This is a genomic window from Streptomyces fuscigenes (genome assembly GCF_021556455.1).
GTDB classification, from domain to species: Bacteria; Actinomycetota; Actinomycetes; order Streptomycetales; family Streptomycetaceae; genus Streptomyces; species Streptomyces fuscigenes.
This window is the reverse complement of record NZ_JAKGCV010000453.1, coordinates 1-4,324: the sequence shown is the minus strand read 5'-3', so window position 1 is coordinate 4,324 and position 4,324 is coordinate 1. Positions and strand designations below refer to the sequence as shown.

The window sequence follows — 4,324 nt, the reverse complement described above, 5'->3', positions numbered from 1 at the left end:
TGCCCCGCCGCCGGCCCGGCGGCTCAGCGGGAGACCGGCGCCAGCTCGCCCGCCTCCGGCCCGGAGGCCGCGGAGCCGGACGAGGTGCGGTCCGCAGCGCCTTCCGCGGCGTCCGCGTGCCCGGCGCCCACGGCTTCGGGACGTGCGGAACCGGTTGCGTCCGCCCGCCCCGGGGCGACGGCGGCCGACCCGCTGTCCTGGCGGACCAGGGCCGCGTACCGCCCGCCGAGCGCGACGAGTTCGGCGTGCGTGCCGCGTTCGGTGATGCGCCCGCCGTCGAGGACGACGATCTCGTCCGCGTCGCGCACGGTGGAGAGCCGGTGGGCGATGGTGATCGTGGTCCGGCCGGCCGAGAGGCCGTCGATGGCCTGCTGCACGGCGTGCTCCGTACGGGTGTCCAGCGCGCTCGTCGCCTCGTCAAGCACCAGCACGGGCGGGTCGCGCAGGATCGTGCGGGCGATGGCCAGGCGCTGCTTCTCGCCGCCGGAGAAGCGGTAGCCCCGCTCCCCCACGAGGGTGTCGTAGCCGTCGGGCAGGGACACGATGTGGTCGTGGATCTGCGCCGCCCTGGCCGCCTTCTCGATCTCCTCGTCGGTGGCGTCGGGCTTCGCGAAGCGCAGGTTCTCGGCGACGGACGCGTGGAAGAGGTACGTCTCCTGGGAGACGACGCCGACCGCGCGGGCGAGGGTGTCGAAGCTCAGGTCGCGCACGTTCACGCCGTCGAGCGTGACGCGCCCGCCGGTCACGTCGTACAGCCGCGGCACCAGGTAGCTCAGCGTGGACTTGCCGGACCCGGTGGGGCCGACCACCGCGAGGCTGCCGCCGGCCGGCACGTCGAGGTCGATGCCCGCGAGTGTCGGCCCCCCGGCGACCGGCCCGTCCTTCGCGTCCGGGGCGCCCTTCTTCGTGAGGGAGACGGCTCCCGGGGCGCCGCGGTAGTCGAAGTCGACGTCCTCGAAGCGGATCTCGCCCCTGACCCCTTCGGGGGACAGCGCGACGGGCCGCTCCGGCTCGGTGATCTCCACCGGCAGGTCGAGGTACTCGAAGATCCGGGCGAACAGCGCGAGCGACGTCTGCATCTGCACACCGGTGGCGAGCAGGCTCACGGCGGGCCGGAACAGGCCCTGCTGGAGCGAGACGAAGGCGACCAGGGTGCCGATGGAGATCGCCGCGGTGCCGCTGTGCAGGACGAGCCCGGCGACCCAGTAGATGACGGCGGGCATGGCCGCCATCACGATGCCGATGACGGACATGCGCCAGCGGCCGGCCATGTTGGAGCGCACTTCGAGGTCGACCAGGTGCTCGGACTCGTCGGCGAACGCCTTGGTCAGCGAGTCGGCCCGGCCCATCGTGCGGCCGAGGAGGATGCCGCTGACGGACAGCGACTCCGTGACGGTCGCGGCCATGGTGGCCATCTGCTTCTGCCGCTGCGTGGTGATGCGCTTGCGCTCCCTGCCCACGCGGCGGCTGATCCAGACGAATACGGGGAGCAGCAGCATCGAGACGATCGTCAGGCGCCAGTCGAGCGCGAGCATCGCGACCACCGTGGCGATCACGGAGGTCAGGTTGGAGACCAGGGAGGTGGCCGTGGACGTCACGGTGGCCTGCATGCCGCCGATGTCGTTGGCGATCCTCGACTGCACCTCGCCCGTCCTCGTACGGGTGAAGAAGGCGAGCGGCATGCGCTGCAACTGCGCGTAGACCGCCGTGCGCAGGTCGTGCATCACGCGCTGCCCGACGGTGGTGGACAGCAGCGTCTGGAGGACGTTGAAGACGCTGTTGACGACGGCGGTGAGGATCATGCCGAGCGCGAGGAGGCTCAGCAGCCCGGTGCGCCCCTGCGGCAGCGCCACGTCCAGGATCTGGCGGAGCAGGAACGGGGAGGCGACCGAGACCAGCGACGAGGCGCCGACCAGCAGGCCGACGACGGCGAGCTTGCCGCGGTAGGGCCGGAAGAGGCCGAAGATGCGCCGCAGCTGCGCGGGGCGTTCGGCGGGCTCGGCGCCGCCGGGGCGGTCCGAGGGGGTCCAGGTGGAGAGAACGCGGTTCATGGGCTCCTTAGGCGGGGCGGAGGGGGCGGGCACCGCGGAACGGACCTGCCCCGATGGTCGGGGAGCGTAACTCATTATTACCTATGCTCACAATGAACTGAGTCCTGTTATTGTTCCCGCATGGAGACACCCGATCGCACGGGCGGCGTGAGCGGCGCGGACCAGGACGGCACGGACCAGGACGGTGCGGACCGGGAGGGCCGGCTCGGGGAGCAGCTGCTCCGGCTGACCCGCCGCCTGCACCGCATCCAGAAGCACCAGCTGGCCCCGGTCGGGATCACGCCCGCACAGGGCCGGCTGCTGCGCACCGTGGCCCACTGCGTGGCCCATCGGGGCGGACCGCCCCGGATGGCCGACCTGGCCGCCCGCCTCGAAGTGGTGCCGCGCGCGGTGACGACCCTGGTCGACGGGCTGGAGGCGAACGGCTGGGTGCGCCGCGTGCCCGACCCGGCCAACCGCCGGGTGATCCGCGTCGAGCTGACGGACTCCGGCCAGGAGACGCTCACGTCCCTGCGCGCCGCCCGGCACGCCGCGGCCGAGGAGGTCCTGGCCCCGCTGAGCGGCGCGCAGCGCGAGACGCTCGGCGAACTGCTGTCGGCGCTGACCGGGCCGCCCTCCGAGCCCTCGCCCGGCCGCGGCGCCTGCGGCGGCGCCGGGCGGTCCGGGTCCTCGTCCCCGGGTCCGGGGCACTAGCCGCCGGCCGCCACCGCGCCGTCGACCGACGGGCGGGAAGCGGCCGACGGGCGGGAAGCGGCGGACGGGCGGAACCGCCCCCGGGAAAACCGATTGCCCGGGCTCAACCGGAAAAGCCAAGCTTGCACGACCTTGGCCGTCCACGAGTCCCGGGACATCATGCAGATTCGCGATCTTCCCTACGCAGACCCCGGCGTCCCCGACGCCAGGTCGGGCGCCAGCTTCCTGAGGTGGCTCTTCCGGGGCCAGCTGGGCGGCCAGACGAAGGCCCTCGGCTGGGGGCTCCTCCAGCAGGGCGGCGTCGCCGCACTGCCGTTCGGCTCCGGCGTCGCCGTACAGGCCGTCGTCGACCGTTCGGCGGGCCGCCTCGCCTACGCGGGCGGGCTGATCGTCCTGTGCGCGCTCGCGATCGCCCTCGGGGACACCATGCTGCACCGCGTCTCCGTCACGAACTGGATCACCGCGGCCTCCCGGCTCCAGCAGATCCTGGCGCGCAAGGCGGTCGAGCTGGGCTCCGCGCTCTCCCGCCGCGTCGCGGCCGGCGAGATCGTCACCGTCTCGACGGGTGACATCGAGAAGATCGGCTGGTTCGTCGAGGCGCTCTCCCGCTTCTTCGCGGCGGCCCTCGTCGTCGTCGCGGTCGGGATCGGCCTGGTGCTGTACGTGCCCTCGCTCGGACTGCTCGTCGCGGTGGGCGTGCCCGTCCTGGCCCTCGCGGTGCTGCCGCTGCTCGCGCCCGCCACGCGCCGCGCGGACCTGCAGCGCGAGAAGGCCGGGCGCGCGACGGAGCTCGCGTCGGACACGGTCGCGGGGCTGCGCGTGCTGCGCGGCATCGGCGGGGAGGAGCTTTTCCTCCAGCGCTACCGCGAGGTCTCCCAGGAGGTGCGCCGGGCAGCGGTCAGCAGCGCGCGCATGTGGTCGCTGATCTCGGCGGTCCAGGTGCTGCTGCCCGGGCTGATGCTGCTCTCCGTGATCTGGTACGGGGCGCACCTGGCGCTCGAGGGCCGCGTCACGCCGGGCGAACTCGTCACCGTCTACAGCGCGGTGACCCTGCTGCTGGTGCCCCTGCAGCGGTTCGAGGAGATCGCCGTGGCCTACTCGGTCTCGCGGCCTTCCGCCCGGCGCGCGGCGCGCGTCATGTCGCTGGAGCGGGGCGGCGTAGAGGCCGCGGCCGGAACCCCCGACACCGAGGCGGCCTTCGGAGACCTGTACGACCCCGAGAGCGGGCTGCTCGCCCCGGCGGGGCTCATGACCGCCGTCGTCTGCGGCGATCCCGACACGGCCGGCAGGCTCGCCGAGCACCTCGGCGGGCATGCCGCCGACGCCGGACCGCAGGCATCCGCGGGGGGCGCGGGGCCCGAGGGGGCCGGGACGGCGGAGCCGGCGACCACCGCGTCCGCGCGCCTCGGCGGCGTCGCGCTCGACGGGCTCCCGCTCGCGGCCGCGCGCGCCCGCGTCCTGGTCCAGGACAAGGATCCCGTACTGCTGTCGGGGACCCTCGCCGAACTGCTCGACGTCCCGTCGTCCGGCGCGGTGGATCCCGGGGCCGCGCTCGCGGCCGCCCAGTGCGAGGACGTGCT

General features: G+C 74.0%; 3 protein-coding genes. 2 read left to right on the top strand and 1 reads right to left on the bottom strand.

The genetic code is table 11. The features are described from left to right. Nucleotides 1-23: 23 nt before the first annotated feature. Nucleotides 24-2,051 carry an ABC transporter ATP-binding protein gene (locus tag L1885_RS24445; protein WP_235799331.1) on the bottom strand — a complete coding sequence of 676 codons (2,028 nt, stop codon included), beginning with the start codon at nt 2,049-2,051 and terminating at the stop codon, nt 24-26. A gap of 120 nt (nt 2,052-2,171) precedes the next feature. On the opposite strand from L1885_RS24445, the gene L1885_RS24440 reads away from it, so the two are divergent. Beyond that, the gene (locus L1885_RS24440) at nt 2,172-2,744 is read left to right on the top strand and encodes a MarR family winged helix-turn-helix transcriptional regulator (RefSeq protein WP_235799330.1); all 573 of its coding nucleotides are present in this window, start codon (nt 2,172-2,174) and stop codon (nt 2,742-2,744) included. Nucleotides 2,745-2,903: 159 nt separating this feature from the next. Continuing rightward, nucleotides 2,904-4,324 (top strand): ABC transporter transmembrane domain-containing protein (locus tag L1885_RS24435; protein ID WP_235799329.1); only part of this gene is annotated, 1,421 nt, incomplete at its 3' end.